Source organism: Pseudomonas fluorescens (assembly GCF_000802965.1).
In the GTDB taxonomy this organism is placed as follows: domain Bacteria; phylum Pseudomonadota; class Gammaproteobacteria; order Pseudomonadales; family Pseudomonadaceae; genus Aquipseudomonas; species Aquipseudomonas fluorescens_A.
In genome coordinates this window covers 325,187-350,937 of the sequence record NZ_JSAK01000002.1, presented here as the reverse complement: position 1 = coordinate 350,937, position 25,751 = coordinate 325,187, and the positions used below count along the sequence as shown (strand labels likewise).

The window sequence follows — 25,751 nt, the reverse complement described above, 5'->3', positions numbered from 1 at the left end:
CGATGAAGTCATCACATTTAACGTTGATGGCAACTGTGATTACGCTATCGCGGGCAAGCCCGCTCCCACAAATTTCGTGTCGTTCAATACAGTTCTTTTCGGTTGAAATCTTCAATCATCGACACTTTTTCTGTCGGGCTGGTCAGTAAATTACTGAGCGACTGGTCAAACTTCTGCAGCGCCCGGACTTGAACATTCTGTTGCTCATGTATATCCGCAACGATGTCTTCACTGCGTTTATAGTCCGCCCAGACCGGGCTCAGTGCTTTGGCGTCATGCCCCTGCGCAGTGCCTAAGTAATTCAAGTTCTTGTCATAGAAATCGGCGCTGACATTCGCTTCGACATCCGAACTGCGCGAGGTGATCAATTGGCTGCGACTGTCGACAATTGCGAGCACATCCGGTTTTGCCGCCTGAAGGCTTTGCATGTCCGGATACACCGTGACCGAGCCGAACTGCCGTTTTAGAGACGCCTCGACCCATTCCACCGCCAGATCGGGTTTTGAGGTGGCGACATAGGCGTCATGAATCGACTGCACCAACAGACTCTGGCCGAAGCCGGTGCCGGCGTTGGACCGGTAATCCTGCAGGTAGGCACGGTTGGTCTGGGTGTTGTGGCTATAGACGATGCCCAGCGAAACGTTATTGCCGTTGGGAATGCTTGTGGCGCCGCTGCGACCCACGGGATGCGTGAAGATACCGTCCAGCGGCGTCACCGCTGAAGGCGCCGTGGGCACCGAGCATCCGGTGATTAAAACGGTCATGGTCAATGAACTGACAAACGCAAGTTTCATGGTGTTTCTCCAGTGAAACAACTTCGGTCGGAAAGTTACAGTTGCCGAATATGCTCGGCAGTGACTCCAGACTAAACCGTGCGCCATCGAATGAAATAGCCAATCTGCGTGGTGATTAGCTAGCCAATAGTTTTGTTTGGTTTAAAGGCGTTCGGTTAATTGCTTGAGGAAATAAAAACGCCCCAATCGAGAGTTTGGGCGCTTTTATTTATAGCTGTGGATTCAGCGATCAGTTTTTCAGGGGGATCAACACTTTCTCATCCGGCGACAACACCATGAACACCAACAGCTTCGCCGGTTTAGTCGCGCTGGCGTTTTTCGAGACCAGATGTTCCGAACCGGCGGGTTCGTACCAATACTCACCGGCCTTGTAGGTGACCGCTTTTTCGCCCTTCACCTGAGAAGTGATTGAGCCCGAAAGCACATAGGCCATGGCCGTGCCGTCATGTTTGTGGGCGATGGACGATTGGCCTGGCTTGTAGTCGACTTCGATCATCAAAGCCTTTTTGCCTGGAGCGTTTTTCAGCATTTGGTCTTGCAGTACGGTGACTTTTTCCGAAGGGTCACTGGCTTCATGGGCAAACGCCGGGACGCCAATGGTCAAGGCAAGGGCAGCGAAAGGGGCAGCACAGAGGCGCAAAACGTTCATGGTTGATCACCTGAAGTGGTTGGTTGTCAGGGACCAATCTATTCCGCCAGTGGACGCAAACAAACAGCCAATTCTCGGGAAGGTCAGGGGACCAATCGAAAGGGTAAAAAAGCAAAAGATCGCAGCCTTCGGCAGCTCCTACAGGGAACGTATTCCAATGTAGGAGCTGCCGCAGGCTGCGATCTTTTGATCTTGCTTTAGCGAATCGGAAAACTGTTGAAGTCGACAGCATTGGCCAATTGGCAATCGATCAAGTCGATAAAGCCTTGCACCTGAGGGCTGTTGAAATGCGATTGCATCGCCGATTCCGATTGCCAGTGGGCGCTGACGGTCCAGCGGTTGCTGTCCTCGGGGCAACGATCGACCATATAGGACTCACAGCCCGGTAGCTCACGCAGGGTATCGACAATCTTTTGCAGTTGCTTACCCAGTTCATCCGAGCGGCCGCTGACAGCCTGCACCTTTACGGTATTGATCACGTTGTAGGACATTAGGCTCACACTCCTGAATCAGGCCGGACGAATCCTGCTCATTGAGGGATAACGCCTATGCAGGATAGGCCTGCACCCCCGGACCACCAATAGCCAATCGCCGGATAAAGGCCCAGACCAATCCGTCAGGCGACTTGTTGCAGAATGTCGCGCAAACGGTCGAGGGCGGTGTCGATGTCCAGGGTTTCGATGGCGCCAAAGCCCATGAGAAGCCCAGCCTGAGGCGCTCGCTGGTAGAAAAAGCCTTCGATGGAATACAGCCCCACTTCGACTTTTTTCGCCAGTTCGATGACCAGTGCGATATCAATTGGCACTTTGCACAACACCACCATGTGAAAACCCGCTGTGCTCGGGACCGCTTCGAGCCACGGCGAGAGGTCACCGGCCATGCGCGCGAGGATCCGCTCACGCCGGCCCGCATAAATCGTATGGCAGCGACGGATGTGCTTGAGCAGGCAGCCTTCGGCGATGAACTTGGCCAGCGCCCATTGGGGCAGGGTGGAGGTATGCAGGTCGGTGAGCTGTTTGGCGCGCACCACCGCTTCGAGGATCGCCGGTGGCAGGATCGCGTAACCCAGCCGCAGCTCTGGCAGGAGGGTTTTGGAGAAGGTCCCGACGTAGGCGACGATCCCGCGCTCGTCCATGCTTTGCAGGGAGTCAGTGGGGCGACCTTCGTAGCGGAATTCGCTGTCGTAGTCGTCCTCGATGATGATCGCGCCCAATTCATGGGCCTTGGCCAGCAGTGCCACGCGGCGTTCCTGACTCATGGGCATGCCCAGCGGGAACTGGTGGGACGGGGTGACGTAAATCAGCCGGGTGCCCAGGGGGATCTTGTCCACCTGAATGCCTTCCGCATCCACTGGCACGCCGATCACTGTGGCGCCGTGGGTGCCGAACAGCAGGCGCGCTGGCGGATACCCGGGATCTTCCATGGCCACGATGCTGCCCGGACGCGTCAGCACCCGGGAAATCAGATCCAGCGCCTGTTGGGCGCCATTGCAAACCACCACGTCTTCGTCCTGGCAATTGACCCCACGGGAAAACGCGATGTGCCGCGCGATGGCATTGCGCAGCGCCGGCAGACCTTCGGGCAGGCTGTAGAAGCCCTTGGAGCCGGCAATCTGGCGCAGGGCATGGGAGGTGCAACGCCGCCAGTCGTCCTGGGGAAACTGGCCCTTGCTGGTGGCGCCACCGATAAAGTCGTAACGCAGCGAGCCTTCCAGCGTCGGATGACGCAAAAACACCGGCAAATTGCGCCAGGATTCGATCACCTCAAAACCGGCGAGCTCCGAATGGCTTTGTTTGCGCTGGACTTTCGAGGTCCGCGCGTTGACGTAGGTGCCTTTGCCAATCACGCCGGTGAGGAAGTTTTCGTAGGTCAGTTGGGCGTAGGTATCGGAAATGGTCTTGCGCGAAATCCCCAATTGCTCGGCCAGCAAGCGGCTCGGCGGAAGCTGCGTCCCAGCGGCCAGGCGACCTGATTCGATGGCGCTGCGCAGTTGGTTGTACAACTGGCCTGCCAAGTCTTTGCGTCCGTTGATGACGACATGTAGTTCCATACCGGCGAGGCTCCGGGCAATTGAGGCGCGTGTGCGTCGCGCAAGATTACCCTTATCCGCTTGTCATGCAGAAGTTGCGTAGCGGGAAAACCGTTAATTGGTCTGGTGCCGAGTGGCTCAGGCTTTTTTCGTGAAATTGGAGCTGTAACGCCAGCGTTTCAGCGCCTACCTTAGGCAGACACGTTCGATCCGAGAGGCCGCGCCATGACCCTGCGTCTGGATTACTACAGCGCTTCACCCAAAGCGATGAAAGCGATGATCGCGATGGAGGCCTTGACCAGCAGTTTGAGCATCGAACCGGCGCTTCTGCATCTGATCAAGATCCGCGCTTCGCAGCTCAACGGCTGCGCGTTCTGCACCGACATGCATTCGGTGGACGCACGACGTCTCGGCGAGACCGATCGACGCCTGTATTCCATCGTGGTCTGGCGCGACAGCAACTTCTTCAACCCGCGCGAGCGTGCGGCGCTGGCCTGGACCGAAGCGGTGACGTTGCTCGCCGAGAGCCATGTGCCGGATGACGTGTATGAGCAGGCGCGGGTGCAATTCAACGAAGGCGAACTGGTCGACCTGACCATCGCCGTCACCACCATCAACAGCTGGAACCGCCTGGCGGTGAGTTTTCGCCAAAGTCCCAGTTCCTGACCGGGCTGTCACACCCGTTTCATGTTAAATGCGCAGGATGGAATTCCCAGCGATAGTCGACAGGGAGTCATTCGATGTCATTCATGGAAACCAGCAACCAGCGACGCATTGCCGAGTACCGTGCCCCCATCGATAACACCACGTCCTGGCGCTCGCGGGCGATGGGGGTCGATCCGCTGTTGGCGCACTGTTTCAGCGTGACCGCCCGTTGCGGCTGTTTCATGCAGGCGGCCCGCCGTCTCAACATCAAGGCGATTCAGTTACGCAAACAGTTGGCGCAGCTTGAAAAGCAGTTGCGCTGCTCGCTGTTCAGCCCCTCGGACAATGGCCTTGTCCTCAGTCGGGATGGCTTGCAATTGCAGTCGCAATTGATCGCGCTGGCCCACGAACGCGACCTGCCGGTGATCGAGCAACCCTTGGTTCGCCTCGCGGTGGCCGAGTCAATCCTGCACGACATCCTCGGTCGCGACCTGGTGGCTTTGCTGCGACGCAACGCCAGCGTGCGCCTGGACATCATCAGCCTCGACAGCGAATTGTCGCTGCAGGCGATCAGCGCCGATGTGGTGGTATGGCTGGCCGGCACCGATTCGGCGCTACCAGGCCCAAGCTTTGCCGTCAGCGAACCTCGGCCCCTGGCACGGCTCGACTACCTGCCACACATCGCCAAACGCTACTCACGGGTCGCCGCGCGCCCGGACAACCTCGACGACCTGGCCGATTTCCTGCTGTTGCAATGGCAGCATGATCGGCAGATCGACAGTTTTCGGCCGTGGAACAACCTGGTGGAGCAACGTCTGGCCGGGGTTGTGCAGTTGCATTCCTATGGACTGATGCTGGAGATGGTGCGTTGCAGTGCCTGCATCGGCTTGTTGCCCGGCTACATGCATCGATTCGATCGGGGATTGCTCGGTTTGCCGGGGCTGTTCAGCCAGCCGATGCAGCGTCAGGTGTGGATGGCGGTCAATGCCCAATCGTCTGGGGATGAGCAGGTACAGATGATTGCCCAGTTGATCCAGCATGCTTTCGACGAGCGGCGAGAGTGGTTCGAAGCTTGACCCCGATCCTATTGTAGGAGCGAGCCTGCTCGCGATGAGGCCATTACATTCAACATCGTTGCCGACTGTAATACCGCTTCGCGAGCAGGCTCGCTCCTACAGGTGTTCTCGCCAGACCCCGAGAATGCGTTGTAGAGTAACCGGCCATGTCTGCCTCAAGGATGAATCACCCATGCCCGTCACTGACGCTGTCATCACTATCGAACGGCTCAACGACTCCCACATCGACGGCGTCGCCGCGATTTACCGCGACCCCGAGGTCACCCGGCAGTCAACGCAGTTGCCGTTTCCGTCTGTTGAAATCTGGCGTAAACGCCTGGCGTCGGATAGCGAGCGACTGGTGCAACTGGTGGCACTGCACGAGGAACAGTCATCGGCAACCTTGGCCTGGAGCAGTTTTCGCGCATCCGTCGCAGCCATGCCGGCACCTTCGGCCTGGGCGTGGCGCTGGCGTGGCAAGGCAAAGGCGTCGGTTCGAAACTGCTGGCGGCCGCGCTGGACATCGCTGACAACTGGATGAACCTGCACCGCGTCGAACTCACCGTCTACGCCGACAACGAATCCGCCATCTGCCTGTACCGCAAATTCGGCTTCGAAACCGAGGGCCTGCTTCGCGACTATGCCGTGCGTGACGGTGTGTGGGTCGATGTCTTGAGCATGGCGCGTCTGCGCCGCTCGCCCACCAGCAACCGCACGATCAGCCAGGCGTAACCCCCGGCCAATACCGCTCGCGCTTTTAGTCGTACGCCAACAGCGGGCATCTGCCATGCTGAATGTCCGCAGCACTGCTTCAACCAAAGGAACACCGCAATGGACGATGTACAGCAACTGGGCGAGATGCTTCGTCATTACGCAGACAGCGAAGCGCACAAAAAACAACTGTTCGAGTCGCAATCGGCCGAGTGGGCCAAGCGCATAGGGGAGCTGTTCGATCAGATTCAGCAGTGGCTGGAACCTGTCAAGGTACCGAATCTGCTGGAGGTGAGCCGCGAGGCGTATGTCGCGTCGGGGCCGAGCGTGGCGGTGGAAGCGTCGACCTTCAAGACCGAAAAGCTGTCCATTGTGATTGCCGGCAAACCGGTGGAATTCGTGCCGGATGTGATGGGCGTCGGCGGGCAGATTTCCGTGGCGGTGATGGGGTTCACGGCGGCGCGGTATGGCAGCGTTTCGCTGGTGTGCCTGCCACCGTCCACCAGTTGGCAGTGGCGCAAGACCAATGGCCTGAAAGACCCGGATACCTTTGCCTTCGATGCGAATTTCCTGGCGCAACAGCTACAAAGCCTGATCCCCCGCGAACGCAGCTGAATTCGCTGACCTGATCCAAAACCCTTGTGAGAGCGAGCCTGCTCGGGATGAGCCCGGCACACTCGGACTGTCCTACGGCGCGGTTTATTCCTTTCACGCGATCCTGGTAGGAGCTGTCGTGCGCAGTAGTCGCAAGTCCTGTCGACACGGTGGGACTGACCAAATGTTGGGGGGGCGCTGCGCGTCCCAGCGGGAGCAAGCTCCCTCGCCACAGGAGCTCGGCGGTCAATCCAATCACTTCAACGCCGGATCGCCCATGTTCATTTTCTTCCAGCCCTGCAACAGCACCTGAGCCTTCGGTTCCTGCCCGTTATTCAGGTAATACTGGATCAACGACAACCGAGCATTGCGGTTGGCGGGCTGCACCTTCAACAGCCTTTCCAGTTCCTCGCACGCCGCATCGACCTTGCCGCTGTCATGCAGGGCGACAGCCAATACGTAACCGTACTGCGCGCTCTGCGGTTCCAGTTGCGCGGCTTTGTGCAGGAACGGCATGGCTTGTTCAGTTTTGCCGGCACGTACCAGCGACAAGCCCTGGGTGTGTTGCAGCAGTGCAGAGTCGGGGTGGTCTTTGAGGCTTTGCGCCATCAAGGATTGCGCTTCCTGGCTGCGACCATTGGCTTCCAGCCATTGCACCAGCGTCACCAGTACCGGGTAGAAGTCCGGATCACGCTTGAGCGCAGTGCGCAGCAAACCTTCCACTTCGCCACTGCGACCGCTGGCCTGATACAGCATGGCCAGGTTGAGGTTGGCTTCGGCGCGTTCGGCCAGGCCCTTTTGTACGGCTTCGTACTCCGCGATCGCCGCGTTCCAGTTGTCCTGAGCACCGCCCAATCCCGTACGCGCCACGCTGAGCAAGTCCCGGGCAGCAGCGATGCGTACAGCCCTCACCGGATCACTCAGCAAGGGGGCCAACAGCGGTGCACGTTCCGCTGGCGGCAGGAACGCGCTGATCGCACGCACGGCGCTTTCACGCACTTGCGGTGCCGGGTTGCTCAAGTCCTTGGTGGCCAGCTTCAGCGCCTGTTCGCTGGGATACAGCGGCAACTCGGCGAGCAGGGTTGCTCGTTGAACCGCTGGCAGGTTGCTGCGTTGCAGTTGCTCGTACAAGGCTTGCGCCGCGCCGGGCTGGCCGTTGCGGATCAGCCACAGGCTTTCGTCGTAACGCGGGGCTTGCGTCGCGCTGGCGTTGGCGGTGTTCCAGAGTTTGAACTGCTCGGTGACCTTGTCCCCGGCCTTGCCCTGGTGACAGGTCAGGCAGGCGTCCGGTGTGCCGAGTTTTTTCGCGCGCTCCGGGTTGGGAATGCTGAAGCTGTGGTCATGCCTGAAGTCATTGCCCATGTAGAACTTGCCGGGCATGTGGCAATCGACGCACTGCGAGCCCGGTTGGCCCATGGTGTGGCGGGTGTGCTCGATGGAATCGTAGTTCTTCGCTTGCAGGCCCTTGCCATCGACGGTTTCGATCGAAGTCTTGCCGGCGGTGTTGTGGCATTGCAGGCAGACGCCGTTGCCCGGTGCCTTGAGTTCGGTGCTGTGGGGGTTGTGGCAATTGCTGCAGCGCACGCCCTTGTCGAACATTTTGCTTTGGGCGAAGGAGCCGTGCTCGAAGACTTCGTCCTTGATCTTGCCGTCCAGGGCGTACAGTTCGCGGGTCAGGACGCTTGGCAAGTAATCATCCATCAGGCGTTTGCCGACGGTGAAGCCATCACCCAGCGGTGCGCGGCGGGAATGGCAACGGGCACAGGTTTCGATTTCGACGGTGGCGTTCTTGTCCTTGAGATCGACGGCAAAACCGGCGTGGATCAGATCGGTTTTTTTCGCGGTCCATTCCAGGTGGTTGGAGGCTGGGCCGTGACAGGCCTGACAGCCGACGCCGAGGCTGTTCCATTGACTGTCGAAGGTGTTTTTCGCAGCATCGAAATTACGCTTGTAGCCGGTGGTGTGGCACTCGACGCACATGAAGTTGGCGTTCTGGCTCGGTTTGCTCCAGTGCAGCGGGTCCTTGAAGGTCACGCCTTGGCCCGGATAGAGATGAAACCAGCGGTGCTTCTCGGTATCCCAGGCGATGCCGAGGGCTTGCAAGCGACCTTCGCCGACCTCGATCAGGTATTGCTGCAACGGCGCGATGCCGAAGGTGTAGGCGACCTTGAAGTCAGCGTTCTTGCCGTTGATGCCGGGGGTGTTGACCCAGAATCCGTCGTCCTTGCGCGAGAACCGGGTGGTTTCGTTCTCCGCTTTGAAGGTGACGTTGTTGAAGTCACCGAGCATGGTCTCGGCAGTGGCTTCCTGCATCGCCAATTGGTGATGGGAGCCTTGCCAGTCCTTGACCTGCGCGCTGTGGCAACCCTGGCATTGTTGTTCGTCGACCATTTTCGCCGGCGCCACGGCGACGGGTTGCGCTTGCGGCTTGGGCGCTTGCGCGACCGGCGTGCTGACCGGTGCATAGGTCACGGGCGCCGGTTTGCTGCTGAACAGGAACCAGCCGATGCCCGCCACAGCCAAAAGCAGAAGGCCGATGGTGACGGGAAACAGGTAACGGTTGATCAGGGTCGGTTGCGCATCAGGGTTTGGGTTTACAGCTTTATTTTTATCTTTCGGCATTGCGACTTCCGTGGTCCAGGTGCGTTTGCCGTCAGGCGCGCGTTCATGCTCGATGCAGCTTTGCCGGAAGGCCGGCGTGTGTCAAATGCTGGTTGTGATGTGTCGTGGCTGATGGCCCCATCGCTGGCAAGCCAGCTCCCACAGGGTTCTCGGGTGCGCACAAAAACTGTGGGAGCTGGCTTGCCAGCGATAGCGATCCATCATTCCCCGACAAACCAGCGGTAATACGGATTCCCGCCATCCCCGCGCATCACCTCGCGAATATCCCGGCTCCAGGCATCGCGATCGCCGTCATAGGCATGCAAGCTCGCCCGGTAGAACTGCATCAGGCGTTGTTGATGGATGCTCATCCGCTCGGTAAACCCTAGATCTGCATTCACCAGTACCGGTGGTTGATGCAGGTCCAGCAGCGCCGGCAAAACGCGGCTGATTTCCTTGGAACGTACCCACGGCGCGTATTCGATTCGTGGCTGATCGTCCGTCACCGGTGGCGCGTCAGTAGCGAAGCGCTCCAGTCCCTCGCGATCGGTCACCCAGGTCGCCAGCAGCGCAGCGGCCGAGCCGATACCAACATCCTGCAAGGTACTGCGTACGCTGTCCTGCTGGAAGCGTTGGCTGATTTTCGCGGCATCCAGCTCAATTGGCTCCAGCGAGCCCACCAGTAGCATCTCGTGGAACTCGCTGGTCCACAGCGTTGCGTAGGGGAAGACATCGAGGAAGCTGCGCACCAGCGAGCGCGAGTCGTCGATGTTCTGCGTCGGCAGCGGCAACCACTGGGCGACCAGGCCCTGTTTCTGCAGACGACTGGCGGCCAGTTGGTAGAAGTCGCGGGAATACAGGTTCACCACGCCGGCAGCGGAGGGCGGTGGCGGTTCGAGGGTGATCAGGTCGTAGCGCTGCGGGTTGCGCAGCAGTTCCTGGCGACCGTCGCGCAGGCGCACGTCGACGGCGGGATTGGCTGCCGCGTTGAAGTTGCCCTTGAACAGCGGCGCGGCTTTGACCACTGAGGGCAAAAGTTCGGCGACAACCCGATGTTCGAGGCCGGGGAATTGTGTCAGCGCACCGGCAGTAATGCCGGTGCCGAAACCGATCACCAGCGCCGAACGCGGCTCACCGTTGTGAATCAGCAGCGGCAACAGCGCCTGAATGCGCATGTAGCGCAGGGATGGCATGGCGTCGCCGGTGTTGGAAACGCCTTGGATATACAAACGCTGAAAAGCCTTCTGGCCCTTGCCCTGAGTGACCACGGCGACGGTGCCGCCGCGTCCTTCCTCGTAAAACGCCAAGGTGCCGTTACGCGCGCCCGGCAGTAGGCTGGCCAATTTGTCCACGGGGGTCAGCAGCGCCAGTACTACCGAGATCAGGCCGACCGGGATCACGCCCTGACGTCGACCTTTCTTTACCCCATGACCCTTGCGAACGGCGAAATAGCCAATCGCGGCGGCGATAATCGCCAGCAGTCCAAGGGTTCGAACCAGGCCCAGCAACGGAATCAGCACAAAGCCGCAGAGCATCACCCCGACGATCCCGCCGAGGGTATTGAACGCCACCACCTCACCGACATTGCGCCCGACATGGTCGCGACCGACGCTCAAGCGCAGCGCCACAGGAAACGCCGCGCCGAGCAACACGGTCGGCACGAACACGATACTCAAGGCCGCCACCGCAAAGCGTGCACTCATGCCCAGCAATTCGCTGGCACCCAATGACAACACCCAGGCTTCGACCACGCTTTGGGCGAGCACCAGCCATCGTCCGAGCAAGGCGATTTCCAGCAGCGCGATCAAACCGGCACCGGCGATCAGCAGGCCAAACACGCCCCAGGGATCGCGCAGGCGATCTACCCGGCGGGCGAGCAGGGCGCTGCCGAGAAACAGCCCGGTGAGGTAGGTCGCCAATACCACGGCAAAGGCGTAAGTACGGGTGCTCATGAACTGCACGATGGACTGCGACCAGACCACTTCGTATCCGAGGGCGACTCCACCGGCAATCGAATACAGCCATAGGGCCAGGCGATCCGGCGCTTTGTCGGCGTGGTGTTTGACCGGTGCTTCCACGGGCAGCGACCGATGGCGCTGGAACCACAAGGCTCCCGCAGCGGCCAGCAGATTCAGCATCGCCGCGGCCAGGGCACTGCCGCGCACGCCGAGGGTGGCAATCAGCACGAATGCGGCGAGCAGGGTGCCGGCGATGGCGCCAGCGGTGTTGGCGGCGTACAGGTGTCCGCCAGCCTTGCCCAGTTGCTGCGGCTCAGTGGCAAGCGACCGCACCAACACCGGCAGGGTGCCGCCCATCAACAGCGCCGGAATGCCCACCAACGCAAACGGCAACACCCAGGCCAGCAGTCCGATGTGCTGCTCCAGCCAGGCAAACGGACTGGCCGCGAGGCTCATGGCGAACGTCGCACCGACGCCCAGCACGGCCACCAACACTTCCAGCCCCGCATACAGCAGAACCGGTTGCTGCAAGCGATCCGCCCAACGCCCGAACAGCAAGCCACCCAAGGCCAAACCGGCAAAAAACGCGCTGATCCCGGTGGTGATGGCGTACACCTCGACACCCACCACCAGCGACAGCTGCTTGATCCACAACACCTGGTACACCAGCGCCGCGGCACCGGAGACGAACAACAAAAGGGCGGGGATCAATATCGCCGGGGAGGCGACTTGCGGGGCAGGTATGGCCGACGACTTGCTGGCGACACGTGAGGACATTGCGGATTGCCTTATACAAATTTTGAATCGAACACATCCCCTGTAGGAGCTGCCGCAGGCTGCGATCTTTTGATCTTGCTTTTAAAAGATCGCAGCCTGCGGCAGCTCCTACAGGGATCGTGTTCACATTCTTTAAATAAGTCCGCTCGCCGTTGAAGGCGAGCGGTGGTCGAGCGGTCTTACTGTGCAGCCGGTGCAGCTTTCATTTTTTCAGCGATTTTGGCATCTACCGCAGCGCGGATCTGGTCGATGCTGAAGCTGGCCGGTTTTTGGCTCGGCGGATATTCGATGAACGTTTGCAGGAACCCGGCAGACTTTTGTACCGCTTGAGCTGCCAGATAAACGTTCTTGGTTTGCCAATCGTAATACTGATCGGAAACTACGTCGGCGCGTTCATACGGGTCCATCCGCAGGTTGAGGATTTTTGGCACCCGCAGGCATACAAACGGTTCACTCCAGACTTTAAAGCCACCTGGTTCGCGTTGTTCGCAAAACACTACTTTCCAGTTATCGAAGCGCATCGATACCAGTACGCCGTCGTCATTGAAATAGTAGAACTCCTTGCGCTCGCCTTTTGGTTGCTGGCCGGTCAGGTAAGGCAGCTGGTTAAAGCCGTCGAGATGCACTTTGAAATTAGTGCCACCGGAGGTCGGTGCCCAGCCTTTGAGCAGCTTGTCCTTCACATCGGCGTCGCCAGCCGCTGCGAGCAGCGTCGGGAACCAGTCCATGCCCGAGAACATCTCGTTGGACACTTCACCGGCCTTGATCTTGCCCGGCCAACGAATAATGGCCGGTACGCGATAAGCGCCTTCCCAGTTGGAGTTCTTCTCGTTACGGAACGGTGTGGTCGCCGCGTCCGGCCAGGAGAACTGGTTCGGGCCGTTGTCGGTGGTGTAGACGACGATGGTGTTGTCGGTGATTTTCAGGTCATCGAGGGTTTTCAGCAGTTTGCCGACGTCACCGTCATGCTCGAGCATGCCGTCCGCATACTCGTTGCCGGGCATGCCGCTCTGGCCTTTCATCGATTCGCGTACGTGGGTGAATACGTGCATGCGCGTGGTGTTCATCCAGACGAAGAACGGCTTGTCCGCCTTGGCCTGTTTCTCGATGAACGCCTGGGCGGCAGCCGTGGTTTCGTCGTCGATGGTTTCCATGCGCTTGGTGGTCAGCGCGCCGGTGTCTTCGATCTTGCCGTCGGCGAAACTGTGGATCACGCCACGCGGAGTATTGGCCTTGACGAACTCGGCATCATCCTTAGGCCAGTAAGGGCGTTCAGGTTCTTCTTCGGCGTTGAGGTGATACAGGTTGCCGAAAAACTCGTCGAAACCGTGGTTGGTCGGCAGGTATTCATCCTTGTCGCCCAAGTGGTTTTTGCCGAATTGGCCGGTTGCATAACCCTGCGACTTGAGTGCCTGGGCGATGGTGATGTCACGTTTTTGCAGTCCTACCGGTGCACCCGGGATGCCCACTTTCGACAAACCGGTACGCAGCGGCGTCTGGCCTGTAATGAAGGACGAACGTCCGGCGGTGCAGCTGTTCTCCGCGTAATAGTCGGTGAACATCATGCCTTCCTTGGCAATCCGGTCGATGTTCGGAGTCTTGTAGCCCACCACGCCCATGGAATAGGCACTGATGTTGGTCTGGCCGATGTCATCGCCAAAAATGACGAGAATGTTGGGTTTTTCAGCGGCTACGGCAGTTGCCGAAATCGCCATTACCGAGGTCGCCACCAGGGCCAATTTCGGTAACCATTTACTGATGCGAGTCATCTGACTGGCTCCTTTTCACTTACGTCGCTCTGTGCGACAAACTTTTATTGCGGTCCTGCATGACGTCTTTTGCTTTTACTGTTGCCCGGTTGTGGCGGCGTCAAATGGATAGATCCGGCGCCATTCGGCGGCCATGTCTACTACGGTCCAGCCACGTTTGTTTGCTTCATCCAGCGCCTTGTCCAGACGGCCAATCTGCGACTGGCGGTCATAAGCCCATTCGCGTTTGGCGTCGGTGTGGTGCACCAGCCCCATGAATCGTTTGCCCGGCCCGGCCGCGGTCCACTGCAGCATTTGCAGGTCACCGTCGGAGTTGCCGAAGGCGAGAATCGGTCGACGGCCGATCACTGCGTCGATGCTGACCGGTTTGCCTGGGCCATCGTCGTTGTGCGCCAGTTTCGGCGTGCGCAGGATCGACGCCTTGCCATCCTTGTAGTCAAAAGTGGTGACAAATGTGGTGCCGATCACTTGCTCGGGCGGAATGCCGTAGACCTTTTCGGCGAATGCGCGCATGAACGCGGTGTCGCCACCGGAAACGATGTAGGTCTTGAAGTTCTGGCTGCGCAGGTAGTCGAGCATTTCCAGCATCGGCTGGAAGATCATTTCGGTGTACGGCTTGCCGGTTTTCGGGTGGCGGGCCTGGGTCAGCCAGGTCTTGGCGTAGTCGTCGAAGGCCTCGGTGGTCATGCCGGTATGGGTCGCCCCGAAGATTTTCATCAGGCCGTCGAGGCCGCTGGCGGCGAGTGCCTTGTGGTCATTTTCCAGCACCGCCTGGAACGGCTGGGTGGTTTTCCACTCCGGGTGTTGTGGCGCGGTGCGTTTGACTTCTTCGAGGGCAAAAAGCAACTCGAAGTACATCGGCTGCTCGCTCCACAAGGTGCCGTCGTTGTCGAAAACGGCAATGCGGTCCTCGGGTTTGACGAAGTCCTTGCTGCTTTGATCGGTCACCGCTTGCACGAATTCGATGATGTTCTTTTTCGATGGGCCGTCGTTCCAGGACGGCAGCGGTTCGGCAGCCTGAGCCAACAACGGCAGGCTCAGGGCCAGAGCTAACAGCAGTTTCAATCCGTTGAATTGGCGGTGCGCTATCGGGTTCGTCATGGGAATTCCTTCTCGTGAACGGGGTTGAGTGGTCGCAGTGCGGGAGCGACTGATTCTTTGTTGTGTTCGGCCTGACTGTGCAGCGTAGTCAAGGATTCCTTGAGTTGGTGCAGCGCCTGATCTTTCGACGGCTCACGGCCATAGCACGCCCGCAGAAATGCTTGCAGGCGCGGGCCGATACCGGTGAGCTTCAAGCCCTTGCGGCTGCGCCGCGTCCACAGGTACAGGGTGCTCAATTGCGGCGGTTTGCCGTCAAGCTGCGACGGGATTTGCTGCCAGGCGTAATCGGCAGACGCCAGCCAGGCGCTGTGCCGAGCCTCGCGCCGGGCCTTCCAGGCGAGGTATGCCCTATGGACATACGGACGGGCAAACCAGCCGAGCAACGCAACGCCCGACAGCAGCGCCAACCAACCAAAGGCAAAACCGGAGAGGTGCAGGCGATGGGTCTGGCCGAGGCTTTTCAAGTCTTCGGTGATCGAGAACACCGGTTTGTAAGCACGGTTGGTGGCGGCGTCGAAGTTCACCGCCGGGACTTGGGCAGTGCGGGTCTGCTGGCTGCTGGCGTCCCACCATTTCAGTTCGATGGCCGGCAGGGTGTGATGGCCTTCGCTGTCGATGCGATAGGTCACGCTGTCGATACGCTGGCCGCCTGTGAAGTTGCCGCGCCCGTCGTCGAGCGTGGTGATTTGCGCGGCTTTCGGGTATCGACTGAGGCCACCGACATCGCCCAGTGACGGGGTCGGCAGTGACATCGCGAGGGCACCGTCGGCTTGTAGCGTCAGTTGCCGGGTGAGGCTGTCGCCGACTTTCAGCGGCGTGGACGAATTAAGGACTTTCTGACTGAACCGCAGCCCTTGAGCGACCAGCACCGGTTCTCCGGCCTGGAACCCCGGTGGTTGCGTCGCCGTGAAGTGCAGCGGTTGGCTTTGTGCACTGAGCCCAGCGCTGGCCTGGCCCGGTGTGACCTGAACCGTCAGCGGAGGAATGTCGAAACCCTGTGCCACGTTTGGGGTGATCAAGTAGCTGTAGCGCATGCCATTGAAGGATTTGCCATCGAGCGTCTGGTTCAGGTGCTCGGCGTGGCCATCCGATGGCATCACCAATGCGCCGGGAAGTTTGAGGTCGGGCAGGGTGGGAGCGCTGGTGAACCAGGTGTCGGTGAGCACATCCAGGCGCAATTCGACGAGGCTGCCGACCATGGCGGTGTCGGCGGGTTGCAGGCTGGCCTGGACGCGTAGTTCGGGTTCGGCGGCGAGGGCGCCGGTATTGATGAAACACAGGAGCAAGGCACTGAATATTGTGGTGATTGGTCTGACGCCATCGCTGGCAAGCCAGCTCCCACAAGTGATTTGCATTGCACACCGGTCAACTGTGGGAGCTGGCTTGCCAGCGATCGAGGCGACACGGTCTTTCTGACTGATCATGGCTTCACTCCCGCCTGATCCTGCAAACTGAACTTCTGTTTCAAGAACTTCGCCGGCGATGTCGTCAGGTTCTGCAACCACTGTGCGTCCGAAGCCGCCTGTTCGGTTTGCATCGGTTTGCTCTGGCCCTTGCCCGGCGCCTTGTCCATTTTGATTTCGTCGGGCTTGACCTCAGGGGTGTTTTTCTCCGCGTCTTCGGTGTCTTTCTGCAAGGCGATTGCCAAGGCCAGGTTGGCCGTGGCTTCAGGAAATTGCGGTTGTAATTTCAGCGCCTGGGTGTAGGCCGCGATGGCCTCGTCAAACTTGAAGCGGCGCACGTAAATGTTACCCAGGTAGAAATACGCCTGCGGTGTTTGCAGGCGCGCGAAGCTGGCCAGGGCCAGGTCGAAATCGGCGGCGTTGTAGGCGGCGATGCCTTTCCAGTACGGGTCGACGAAATGCGCGGCGGCCTGCGGGAAATGCTCGTGCTCGAAGGCCCAGCGGCCCTGCTGATCCGGGGTGAAAAACGCATCGGTCAGCGCGTTGGCCTGTGCCGGAGTCGGCTGCAGTCCAATGCCCACTGCCAACAACAATCCGGCCATCCAGTTCACGCTCCAGCCCTTGCGCACGCTGAAGAACGCGAGCAACAAGAGCGGCCAGCACAACCAGTAACCGGCATCCTTCCAGTGCAATTCGCGCTGTTCGTCGCTGGCGCTCTGGAAGTGCTGCTGGGCGTGCAGGTCGATCCAGTCGAGATCGTCGTCATTGAGCGTCAGGCTGCCCAGCGGTGCATCCGTGGCGGAGGCGAGTTGCTTGAGCGCGGTCTGATCAAAACTGCCCAGAGCCGGGTGACCATTGCTGTCGGTGCGTGGTTGGCCGTTGGCGTCGTGGATGATCCCGCCGTCCTCGCTGCCGACTGCAAGAATCAGCACTTGCAGCGCGCTATCGGCGAGTTGTTTGTCCAGGTCGGCCAGTGCCGAAGTGTCGGCGCCGTCAGTGATCAGCAACAAGGTGCCTGGGGTTTTTTCCGCCCCCAGCAGGCGTTTGGCCTCATCGATGACGGCCCCGACGTTTTTCCCCGGTTTACCGATAAGGTCAGTGCCCAGCGCCTGAATGAAGGTGTCGAGCAAGGCCGGGTCATCAGTCGGCGGCAACACCAGATGCGCGCTGCCGGCATAGGCGATCAGCGCATTGCGCGCACCGGCGCGACGCTGGATCAGGTCATGCAGCTTGTGTTTCGCCGCTTCAAGACGCGTCGGTTGCACGTCGTTGGCGTCCATCGACGGCGACAGGTCAATGGCGATGATTAGCGGCGCACGGTTTTCCAGAAAGTCCGGGCGATCCTGTTCCCAGGTCGGACCCGCAGCGGCAATGGCGCCGAGCATCAGCAGCGCACAAACCAGGTGCACCGGTCGCAACCATTGCTGGTCTTGCGGGGTGATCAGCAAGTGCGGCAACAAGTGCTCGGCGATGTTGCCACGCAAACGCCGTTGTAAGTCGCGGCTACGGCGCCACAGCAACGGCAACAGCGCGGCGAAGGGCAGCAGCAATAGCCAGAGTGGCCGCAGGAAATGGAAATCGCTGAGGTTGATGTCCATTTCAGGCCTCCTGCCGCTGACGTGCGATGGACAGACGTGGCCGCAGCATGGCGATCAGGTGATAGAGCGCGAGCAGGGTGATCGCCGCCCCGAGCGGCCACCAGAACAGATCGCGTTTCGGTTGATGGCTGAGGGTTTTCACTTGATGCGGGGTGAGTTGGTCGAGGGTGCTGTAGACCTGATCCAGCGCGTTGCGGTCTTCAGCACGGAAGAACTTGCCACCCGTCGCCGTGGCGATCTGCTGCAAGCCCTGCAAGTTGACCTTGGCTTCGCCGGAAGCATCCGGGTCACCAATGCCGATGGTGTGGATCACCACGCCTTTGGCCGCGGCCATTTCTGCTGCGTGGTCCGGGGTGATGGCGCTGCTGGTGTCGTTGCCGTCGGTGAGCAGGATCACGACTTTTTCCTGTTCGTGGGCTTGGTCGAGCAACTTCAGGCTCAAGCCGATGGCATCGCCAATCGCGGTATTGGGGCCGGCCATGCCGATACCGGTGTCGTCCAGCAACAGCGACAAACTGGCGTGATCGAGGGTCAGCGGCGCTTGCGGATACGCGCCGCTGCCGAACACGATCAGGCCGAGGCGATCTTCTTTACGCTTGTCGATAAAGCCGTGCACGACTTCCTTGACCGCCGCCAGACGATTGATCTTCTCGCCGTTGGCATCGGTGAAATCGGTGGTTTCCATGGACTGGGAAATGTCGACGGCGAGCATCAGGTCGCGCACCGGTTGCTGGCGTTCGATGGGTTTCTCCACGTACACCGGCCGCGCCGCCGCCAGCAGCAACAGTGCCCACAGCAACAGGTTGAGCAGCAATTGCCAGCGGTTGGTGCGGGTACCGGCCTGACTCGGCGCCTGGCCGACCGCGCGGCTCATGGCCCCGAAAAACGGCACACGCACCGCGCTGCGCGCTTCACGGTAATCGGGCAAGTAGCGATAACCGAACCACGGCAAGGGCAGCAGCAGTAACAGCCAGGGGTAATCAAGCTGCCACATGATGACGCTCCACCCAGGTCTTGCAGGTGTTGAACAGTTGCTGACGCTGCTCGTTGGGCATGTCGCGCAGCACTGCATCGGGTGCGTAGGCGAGTTGTGCAAGTTGCTGGCTGAAATCTGCTGGTAGCGGCTGTTGACTGTGCCGCTGCAAAAAGGCCTGCCAATCCTCATTCCCTAACGCCGCGGGACCCTGTAGGAGCTGGCTTGCCAGCGATGGGGTCTGTGAAGTGTGCGTTGTCCTCGCGGATGCCATCGCTGGCAAGCCAGCTCCCACAGGGGATGAATTCCGACGGGTGGGCATCGAGATGGCTACGCGCTTGAGGAGCTCCGGCAGTTCACGCAACGCATTCAAATCATCACTGCGCTTTTGCAACTGCGCCAACCGCACCAGCGCTTCACGCCGATAACGATCTCGTCGCCATTGCAAATAGCGGCGTGCGCTCAGCAGCAAAACCGTTGCGACAAACACCACTAGCAGGACCCACCAGCCCCAGGTTTGCGGCGCGTAACTGACTGGCGCGGGCAGGGCGATTTCCTTCAGTTGCTCGATGCTCGGAACATTCGGGTTCATCGCCGTGCTCCCGCTCGCTTGCCCAATTCGGCGCGCAGTTGTTCGTGCGCTTCGATGGCGGTGCTGAACATCATCAACGGCACCTGACTGCGTCGCAGCAACGTGGCCACGTCCTTGAGCCGGCCGGTGAGAAAATCGCCCAATGGCTGGTGCACCTGACGCCGCTCCACCGCCAGTTCAACCTGCAATTGGCCCTGAGTGATCAGCAGGCGGCCGTTCTTCGGCAGGTTCAGCGCCAACGGGTCGTAGACCTGCATGGCGATCACATCGTTGTGCGCCGCCAATTGCCGCATCAGCTGCAAGGTGCGTTCGCCGGCGCCGGCAAAGTCGCTGACGATGCAGATCAAATGATCGTGCCCGGCCACCGCCAGGCAATGCTGCAAGACCTTGTCGAGCTGGTCTTCGCCCTCGGCGTCCGGGTTGGCGGCATTCAGTTCCTGGTTCTGCTGGGCGATGCGGCTGCACAACGCTTCGATCCGTTTGCGGCTGCGCAGCGGGGCGATGCTGTCGATGCGCTGGTCGTTGAACACCAGCCCGCCGACCCGATCTCCCGCGTTGAACACCATCCAAGCCGCCAGCGCACCGAGTTCGGCGGCGATGGCGGATTTGAAGCTGCGTTGCGAGCCGAAAAACATCGACATGCGCTGGTCTACGAGGATCAACGCCGGGCGGTCACGCTCTTCGGTAAAGGTACGCACCACCGGCTTACCAGTGCGCAACGACGCACGCCAATCGAGGTGGCGCAAGTCGTCCCCCGGTTGATAGCGGCGCAATTCATCGAAGTTCAAACCACGGCCACGCAAGCGCGACGCATGGTTGCCGGCGAGGATGCTGCCTTGCGGTTGGCGGGCAGCAAAACTCAGGTCACGGGCCTTGAACTCCAGGGCCATTAATTGCGCCAGAGAGACATAGACCAGGCCGTCGACATTCATGCAGGGATCGCAACCTTATCGAGCAAGCGGTCAAGCACCTGATCGGCCGTCACGCCGTCGGCCACTGCGTCATAGCTCAGTTGCAGGCGATGGCGCAGCACCGGGTGCACCACGGCGCGCACGTTGTCCGGGGATACAAAATCCTGGCCCTGTAACCAGGCATCGGCGCGGGCGCAGCGGTCCAGGCCGATGCCGCCGCGCGGGCTGGCGCCGATGTTGATCCAGCGTCCGAGGTCGGCGTCGTAATCGGCCGGGTGACGGGTGGCATTGATGATGTCGATCAGGTAGCGGTCAATGGCGGGGGATACGTGCACCGCACTGACTTCCCGGCGCGCGGCGAAGATCACGTCCTGAGACAGCTCGAAGCCTTGCACCGCAGCGGTTTTGGCACTGAGGGCCTGTTCTTCCTCGCGCAACAGGCGCAGCACCTGGCTCTCGTTTTCCGCGCTCGGGTAATCCAGCAGCACTTTCATCAGGAACCGGTCCATCTGCGCTTCCGGCAGCGGGTAGGTGCCTTCCTGCTCGATCGGGTTCTGGGTTGCAACGACGATGAACAGCTCCGGCAGCGCATGGCTGTTGCCGGCCACGGTGATCTGCCGTTCTTCCATGGCTTCGAGCAGAGCGGCCTGGACCTTGGCCGGCGCGCGGTTGATTTCGTCGGCCAGGATCAGGTTGCCGAACAGCGGCCCCGGCTGGAAGCGAATCTCGTTTTTGCCTTCGACCTGGTGCAGCACTTCGGCGCCGGTAATGTCGGACGGCAATAGATCCGGGGTGAACTGGATGCGACTCATCTTCGCGTCCAGGTGCTTGGCCAGCGCCTTGACCGTGCGGGTCTTGGCCAGCCCCGGCAGGCTTTCCAGCAGTAAATGCCCGTTGGCCAGCAGGCCGACGATAATCTGCCGGATCACCTGGTCCTGGCCGAGCACCGCTTCGGCGATGCTGGCTTGCAGGGCGTTGAGGTCGTTGAGTGCGGTCATAGGCTGTTCCTCGCTCAAAACATGAAGGTCGGAATGACCGGAATGAATGACAGACGGAAATTCCAGCGGCTGCTGATCAGGTCATCCGGGTGAATCGCCGAGTACTGGATCTCCCCGGAAATCCGCACCGGCAGCTTGCCGAAGTTGAAGATCCGCCCGGCGCCAAGGCCGATTGGGAAGGTGACTTTGTTTCCACCTTCAGCCTTCCAGTTGACCGTGACGTTGGGGGTCATGCCGATCCGCCATTGTTCGGGGCCGGGGATGCTGCGCTGGATGAAGTACTGAATGTTGGTCAGGCTCACGTCCTTGCGATCGCTGTCGCCGCCCACCGACCACCAGTGCTGCGGAAACAGGCCGAGGGTCCAGTCTTCGCCGAGGTACGCGGCGACGAATGCCGGGCCGAGGGAATATTTGCCGGTGCCGAGCACGTCTTCTTCAGCGGTGGGGAACATCGCGGTCGGACCGAAGCCCCAGACCATCTTGCCGCCCCCGGCGAAGCGAATGGGTTCCTTGGGTGAGAACACGCCGACGTAAGTCAGGTCGCCGAAGCCGCTGGTGCGGTCGAACGGGTCTTGCACCACCGAGGCAAAGTCACTTCGGTCGCTCAAGATGTCACTGGGGCCCATGCCGATCAGGTTGCCGGCCTTGCGGTTGACCGGGGCGCTGACGTAGCTGATGGGCAGGCGGTTGATCAGGTTCCAGTCTTCACCGAGGGAAATCGGGAAGGTCGGCATGAAGCTGTATTTGCCCAGCATGCGCGTGCCATTGCTGTTCGGGCCTTTGAGCGCGGTGTAGTCGAACTGGTTGACCAGCATCACCAGATTGCCCACCGGGTTATCCATCAGTTTGGAGATTTGCTCGGTGGACGGATCGCAACCGGCCTTGACCACTTCCTTGAGGTTGATGTCGAAATCCTGTTGCAGGCGGTGACAGGTTTCCGGGTCGCCTTTGGCAACGGGTGTATTCGGGGTGCCGCCCAGCGCCGGCAATTCGCCGCTGGCGCAGGCCAGACTGCTCAATAGCGTGCTGCAAAAGATTAAACGGGTACTGATGGCCATCCCTGGCTACCTCCTCAGAAAAACGCCAAAGTCATGTTGGCGGCGATACCGTTGCCTTCTGGCCGGTTCTTGGTGTCGAATTCCGGCACCCAACGCAGACTGAAGTTGGCCTGGGCATCGGCGAATTTGCCGCTCCAGCCAATCACCGGGCCGGCGCCGACCGAACGCCCGCGAAAGCCGCTCGAGGCGCCCGACCCGGAATCGTCATTGATCTGCTGGATGTAACCCGCTGCCAGACCGGCCGCCCAGCCGTTACCGAAACCGTGGGTCCACAATGCATCAAGGGTGAAGAGGTCGCCGTTCTGGTAATCCGTCTCATCGTTCTCGGTGTAGAACTCAAGCCCACCCTCCAGCGTGAACTCACCGCCCTTGCCGTCGAGATGAGTGAAGGCCACGGTGGGCATGAAGGTGTAAGTGTTCTGCCCGGCGTTGGCGAGTCGATTGACGTTGTAGGCACCGGTGGGCACGTAGATCGGCAGCGAGAACGAGATGTGGTTGACCTCGTCGAAGTGATAACCGGCGGCGATCGGCGTCACCAGCATGTCGGCGAACTGAGTGGCCTTGTCCTCGGTGCCCAGGGTGCGGCCACGGGGGCCGGTGATGCTCGCGGTGACGTCGGTGTACTGCACCGGCACGCCGATGGCCGAGGCATAGTTCCAGCGTCCCTTGCCGGTGTCCCAGACATGGGTGAAGTCGGCCATGGTGTAGGAAACCTTCATGTCCAGGTCGGTACTCACTGCACCGCCGATCGGTATCTGGGAATTGCCCTTCAGATCACCGTCGTACCAGATGCTGGTCAGGGACATGACCCAGCCCGGTTCCGGCGGCACGATCCCGGCATTGGAAAACACTTGTTGCCCGGTGATTGGCCGGCCAACGCCGCCCTCGACTGCCAGCACGAGCGGGCTACCGCCGACCAGGCACAGCGCCAACAACGGGCGCACTACAAAAGGCTTGATCATGACTCGCTCCGCTTACTGATTTTGTTGGTTTACCGGCGTCAGCAATGGCATTTTCCATTGGCCGTTGGTGACTTCCGGTTTTGGCAGGTACAGGCGCAGCACGCCATAGAACGGACCGTTCGGCGCGGGTAGCCAGTTACTTTGCAGCTCTTTGGCCGGGGCTTTGTTTTGCACGTAGAGGGTCAAGCCGCCGTCGTTATCGAGCTTGAGGTCGGGCAGCATCCGCGAGTTGATCAGGTAGCGATTGAGCGGGTTGGCCACCAGCAGTTTGTTTTTGCCGTCGTACAAGGTCAGGGACCAGAACGCGTCGGCCGGGGGCAGGGCGCCCTTGTCGAAATGCAGGGTGTAATCGTGCTTCGAGGCATCGACCGGCTGACCATCCTTGTCGACGAAGTAGCCGATGTAATTCGCCTCTTCCGCGGAATTGCCGAAGATCCCCATGTTGGCGCCGGCGTAGCGATACAGGTAATTGCCCTTGAGGTGATCGCGGGTGCCGAACAGATCACCGCTGGTGACTTCGTGGGCGTCGACCCTGGTCTTTTTGAACTCGGAAAATTCTGCCTTGGCATCGCTGATGCCGTCTTCCAGGGCCTTGCGTTGTTCGGCGGTGAGTTTGCTGACGTCGAACGGTTGGCCGGCTTCGATGCCGATTTTGGCGAAACGCCCCAGCAGGTCCTTTTCCACGTCCTGGGTCGGGGCGAACGACAGCATGAAATTCAGGTAGCGAAACAGGTCCGGGGTTTCGCTCATGGTCGGCGTGGGTTTCGGCCATGCGACCTTCGGTGCGGCCGGCGGGGCCTTATGTTTGTCGTAGTGGCTGAGGATTTCGACCTTGTAGCCTTTCTGTATCTGCTTGACCTTGGCCAGGTCCTTGTCATCGAACAATTGCGTGCGATAAAGGGCATAGGCGATGTTGCTTTCGCTACGCAACAAGCGGTCGATGTTCAGCGGTTGCTGACCTTGCCAATTGGGGCCGGCGATCATGAAATGGCCGCCGTTGTTGCCGGTACTACGGGTGCCGAGGTACGCGAAGTTCTGCGTGTAGGCGTCGATCAACTGCACCGAGTAATAGCGATGCTCTTCGATCGGCGGCAAGGTCAGCACCACCGGTTCGGCGCGCAAATCCATCCAGACGAAGGAGTAGGGCGTGTCCGCATTCGGCGTGACAAACGCGGTGTCCCTTGCAGTAAAGGCTTTGGCGGTGTTGCCGATCTGGTTGAACGGCGCCTTGAAGTTCGGGCTCTTCTTGTCCACGGCCTGGGTGTAGAGCGTCTTGTACATCTCCACGACCGGAAAACCGTACAGGTAAGCTTCCTTTGCGATGCCCCGGGCTTCTTCCGGGGTGGCGGTGAAATCGGCCCATGCGTTGCTGCTCAAGGTGAGCACCAGGCCGGTCAACAGAATGCGGTTACTCATAAACTTCCTTAGTGAACACTCGGCGTCATTCCAGGACTGTGATGTCGTCGAGTTTCCAGCGCTTGTCGAAACGGTTCGGTCGGGGCATACGGCTTGGCGATGGACTCATGGGCCGGCAGCTCACTTTCCATGGCGATCTTGCCGATCCGGGTGTCCAGCTCCTGAGCACCGACCCCGCAACTGACGAACATCGTCATCAGGCTGAACCCGGCCGCGCGAATGGCACCGTGCATAGACAAAATCCTTATTTACCGAAGGTGGCGTTGAGGCCGACGAACAGCGTGAATTGCGGCATGCCGTCGCCTTTTTTCTCGACGGTCCACTGCGGTTCGATGAAGGCGTTGAGGATATTAGCCCCGTCCTTCCACACTTTGCCGCCACCCAAACCGAGTGGGATGTAGTGGCTGTCGTTCTTCAGGTCGAATGTCCAGATGCCGGTGGAGCGCAGGTACCAGCCTTTTTCCAGGTTATGGATGATGAAGGGCTGCAGGGTTGCGCTTTCGACGTTGGGCCGGTCGTGGTCGCCGGCGAACGAACTCTGATACTGAACCAGCGCACCCAGCAGGCCGCGAGGTGAAGAGTCGATAGCAATGGCGGCCAGACCGCCTTGCCATTTGCCGGTGCCGAGTTCGTCCTGGTCGGCCGTGGGCGCGGTGATCATCGGGCCAATGCCCAACTGCACGCCTTCGGTCTTCACCAGAAAAATATCGAACAGGTTCAGATCACCTTCGCCGGTGCTGTAGCCGCTGTTCGGATCGGGGTGAGTGCTGATCGGCGCCGTGGCGCGAAGCAATTGCGGCACACCAATGAAGTCATTGGGCGCAACCGGCAGCGTTCCGCGGATCATCAGGTCATTGGTATGGATATTGGAGTCGTAGTACTTCGGGGTGTAGTAATCCTGAGCGCTCATTCCCGGCGCAAAGTTCAGGGGGTTGTTGCTCTTGTTCGCGGTTTCGGCGTTCTCCGCCTGGGCGCAAAAATGAGGCGCAAGCAAAGTCGCCAGAAGAAAGGCGTGCATCCCCATTTTGTTCAACATGATTCCCCGGTTCCTTGGTGGCTCACATGGACAACCCGGCACTTGATGGCCGTTACGACGTAGTCTCTTTGCTATCAAGGCTGTAGGACACGTCTTGTTGACGCTAGCAGTTAACCACCGT

The 25,751-nt window shown here is 60.1% G+C and carries 22 protein-coding genes and 1 pseudogene; 4 read left to right on the top strand and 19 right to left on the bottom strand.

Translation table 11 applies throughout. From position 1 onward, the window contains the following. Positions 1-83: 83 nt before the first annotated feature. From NL64_RS03040 to NL64_RS03025, 4 genes are all read right to left on the bottom strand, one after another. Positions 84-794, bottom strand: a complete 711-nt coding sequence (locus NL64_RS03040) for a hypothetical protein (RefSeq protein ID WP_034146678.1) — start codon at positions 792-794, stop codon at positions 84-86. Between the two features lie 229 nt (positions 795-1,023). Continuing rightward, positions 1,024-1,443 carry a cupin domain-containing protein gene (locus tag NL64_RS03035; protein ID WP_034146677.1) on the bottom strand — a complete coding sequence of 140 codons (420 nt, stop codon included), beginning with the start codon at positions 1,441-1,443 and terminating at the stop codon, positions 1,024-1,026. 197 nt (positions 1,444-1,640) lie between these two features. Beyond that, on the bottom strand, positions 1,641-1,934 hold the full coding sequence (locus tag NL64_RS03030; protein WP_034146676.1) for an antibiotic biosynthesis monooxygenase family protein: 294 nt from the start codon (positions 1,932-1,934) through the stop codon (positions 1,641-1,643). Positions 1,935-2,059: 125 nt separating this feature from the next. Beyond that, positions 2,060-3,493: a PLP-dependent aminotransferase family protein gene (locus NL64_RS03025; RefSeq protein WP_034146675.1), complete on the bottom strand. Its 1,434-nt coding sequence runs from the start codon at positions 3,491-3,493 to the stop codon at positions 2,060-2,062. A 204-nt stretch (positions 3,494-3,697) separates the two neighbouring features. Here NL64_RS03025 and NL64_RS03020 point away from each other — a divergent pair, with 204 nt between their 5' ends. The 4 genes and pseudogenes from NL64_RS03020 to NL64_RS03005 all read left to right on the top strand — a co-directional run bounded on the left by NL64_RS03020 (position 3,698) and on the right by NL64_RS03005 (position 6,498). Further along, entirely contained in the window at positions 3,698-4,138 is a 441-nt protein-coding gene (locus NL64_RS03020) for a carboxymuconolactone decarboxylase family protein (RefSeq protein ID WP_034146674.1), read from the top strand. A 74-nt stretch (positions 4,139-4,212) separates the two neighbouring features. After that, a complete protein-coding gene (locus NL64_RS03015; RefSeq protein ID WP_034146673.1) occupies positions 4,213-5,193 on the top strand; it encodes a LysR family transcriptional regulator in 981 nt (326 codons plus the stop codon). 172 nt (positions 5,194-5,365) lie between these two features. Then, positions 5,366-5,904, top strand: a pseudogene (locus tag NL64_RS03010) (GNAT family N-acetyltransferase). 99 nt (positions 5,905-6,003) lie between these two features. After that, entirely contained in the window at positions 6,004-6,498 is a 495-nt protein-coding gene (locus NL64_RS03005; protein WP_034146672.1) for a hypothetical protein, read from the top strand. Between the two features lie 234 nt (positions 6,499-6,732). Here NL64_RS03005 and NL64_RS03000 read toward each other — a convergent pair whose 3' ends face one another. The 15 genes from NL64_RS03000 to NL64_RS02930 all read right to left on the bottom strand — a co-directional run bounded on the left by NL64_RS03000 (position 6,733) and on the right by NL64_RS02930 (position 25,630). After that, positions 6,733-9,099, bottom strand: a complete 2,367-nt coding sequence (locus NL64_RS03000; protein ID WP_034146671.1) for a tetratricopeptide repeat protein — start codon at positions 9,097-9,099, stop codon at positions 6,733-6,735. A gap of 200 nt (positions 9,100-9,299) precedes the next feature. Then, a complete protein-coding gene (locus NL64_RS02995; RefSeq protein WP_034146670.1) occupies positions 9,300-11,813 on the bottom strand; it encodes a fused MFS/spermidine synthase in 2,514 nt (837 codons plus the stop codon). A gap of 179 nt (positions 11,814-11,992) precedes the next feature. Then, complete coding sequence (locus tag NL64_RS02990) at positions 11,993-13,582, bottom strand: arylsulfatase (RefSeq protein WP_034146669.1); 1,590 nt, start codon at positions 13,580-13,582, stop codon at positions 11,993-11,995. 75 nt (positions 13,583-13,657) lie between these two features. Then, complete coding sequence (locus NL64_RS02985; protein ID WP_034146668.1) at positions 13,658-14,683, bottom strand: HAD family hydrolase; 1,026 nt, start codon at positions 14,681-14,683, stop codon at positions 13,658-13,660. Further along, positions 14,680-16,107, bottom strand: coding sequence for a BatD family protein (locus tag NL64_RS02980; RefSeq protein WP_034146667.1), 1,428 nt, complete (start codon positions 16,105-16,107; stop codon positions 14,680-14,682). Before NL64_RS02980 ends, NL64_RS02985 begins: the two co-directional genes overlap by 4 nt. Further along, a complete protein-coding gene (locus NL64_RS02975; RefSeq protein WP_034146666.1) occupies positions 16,104-17,684 on the bottom strand; it encodes a VWA domain-containing protein in 1,581 nt (526 codons plus the stop codon). The genes NL64_RS02980 and NL64_RS02975 overlap by 4 nt, the downstream gene beginning before the upstream one ends. Position 17,685: 1 nt before the next feature. After that, a complete protein-coding gene (locus NL64_RS02970) occupies positions 17,686-18,678 on the bottom strand; it encodes a vWA domain-containing protein (protein ID WP_034146665.1) in 993 nt (330 codons plus the stop codon). Continuing rightward, a complete protein-coding gene (locus NL64_RS02965) occupies positions 18,665-19,249 on the bottom strand; it encodes a DUF4381 domain-containing protein (protein WP_034146664.1) in 585 nt (194 codons plus the stop codon). Before NL64_RS02965 ends, NL64_RS02970 begins: the two co-directional genes overlap by 14 nt. After that, entirely contained in the window at positions 19,246-20,181 is a 936-nt protein-coding gene (locus tag NL64_RS02960; RefSeq protein ID WP_034146663.1) for a DUF58 domain-containing protein, read from the bottom strand. The genes NL64_RS02965 and NL64_RS02960 overlap by 4 nt, the downstream gene beginning before the upstream one ends. Continuing rightward, entirely contained in the window at positions 20,178-21,158 is a 981-nt protein-coding gene (locus NL64_RS02955; protein ID WP_034146662.1) for an AAA family ATPase, read from the bottom strand. Before NL64_RS02955 ends, NL64_RS02960 begins: the two co-directional genes overlap by 4 nt. 14 nt (positions 21,159-21,172) lie before the next feature. Continuing rightward, positions 21,173-22,216: a hypothetical protein gene (locus NL64_RS02950; RefSeq protein ID WP_034146661.1), complete on the bottom strand. Its 1,044-nt coding sequence runs from the start codon at positions 22,214-22,216 to the stop codon at positions 21,173-21,175. Positions 22,217-22,230: 14 nt separating this feature from the next. After that, a complete protein-coding gene (locus tag NL64_RS02945; RefSeq protein ID WP_034146660.1) occupies positions 22,231-23,178 on the bottom strand; it encodes a SphA family protein in 948 nt (315 codons plus the stop codon). 12 nt (positions 23,179-23,190) lie between these two features. Then, positions 23,191-24,594: a DUF1254 domain-containing protein gene (locus NL64_RS02940; protein ID WP_034146659.1), complete on the bottom strand. Its 1,404-nt coding sequence runs from the start codon at positions 24,592-24,594 to the stop codon at positions 23,191-23,193. Between the two features lie 8 nt (positions 24,595-24,602). Continuing rightward, complete coding sequence (locus NL64_RS02935; protein WP_034146658.1) at positions 24,603-24,827, bottom strand: hypothetical protein; 225 nt, start codon at positions 24,825-24,827, stop codon at positions 24,603-24,605. A gap of 11 nt (positions 24,828-24,838) precedes the next feature. Beyond that, positions 24,839-25,630 carry a hypothetical protein gene (locus tag NL64_RS02930; RefSeq protein WP_034146657.1) on the bottom strand — a complete coding sequence of 264 codons (792 nt, stop codon included), beginning with the start codon at positions 25,628-25,630 and terminating at the stop codon, positions 24,839-24,841. Between the last annotated feature and the right edge of the window lie 121 nt (positions 25,631-25,751).